At 67.1% G+C, this 760-nt stretch carries 1 protein-coding gene; it reads left to right on the top strand.

What is annotated here, in order from left to right; translation table 11 throughout:
• On the top strand, positions 1-760 hold a 760-nt coding region (locus RT91_RS19765), incomplete at both ends, for a transposase (RefSeq protein ID WP_035189697.1).

Here is a 760-nt window from a genome sequence, read left to right as displayed (position 1 = left end):
TGCTGGGCAGCTGAGCCTGCATCAGCTCAAGGTCATGTCGGCGATCGAGCATTGCCGCACCGCCGCCCTGGGCGGTCATGTCGAAGCCTGCGAAGACTGCGGCCATCGGCGGATCGCTTATAACAGCTGCCGCAACCGGCACTGCCCCAAGTGCCAGGGTGCCGCCGCACGCTCCTGGCTCACCGCGCGCAAGGCCGACCTGCTGCCGGTCGGATATTTCCATGTCGTCTTCACCGTGCCGGCCGCGATCGCCGACATCGCCTTCCACAACAAGGCTGCCGTCTATGACCTGCTGTTCCACGCCGCGGCCAAGACGATGCTGACGATCGCCGCCGATCCCCGGCATCTGGGCGCACGGATCGGCATCACCGCCGTGCTCCATACATGGGGGTCGGCACTGACCCACCACCCACACGTGCACATGATCGTGCCGGGCGGCGGCATCTCGCTCGACGGTGAGCGCTGGGTCTCCACGCGGCCGGCCTTCCTCGTGCCGGTGCGCGTCCTGGGCAAGTTGTTCCGCCGCCTGTTCGTCACCGGCCTGCTCGCGCTCTTTGATGCCGGCAAGCTCGCCTTCTTCGGCGGCCTCGCACCACTCACAGACCGACGAGCCTTTCTGCGCCACCTCTCGCCGGTCCGCCACAAACGCTGGGTCGTCTACGCCAAGCCGCCCTTCGGTGGCTCCGAAGCAGTGCTCGCCTATCTCTCGCGCTATACCCATCGCGTCGCCATCTCGAACCGCGGCTGCTCGCCTTCAACG

The organism is Acidiphilium sp. JA12-A1 (assembly GCF_000724705.2).
GTDB lineage: Bacteria > Pseudomonadota > Alphaproteobacteria > Acetobacterales > Acetobacteraceae > Acidiphilium > Acidiphilium multivorum.
This window is presented reverse-complemented; position numbering and strand designations above follow the sequence as displayed.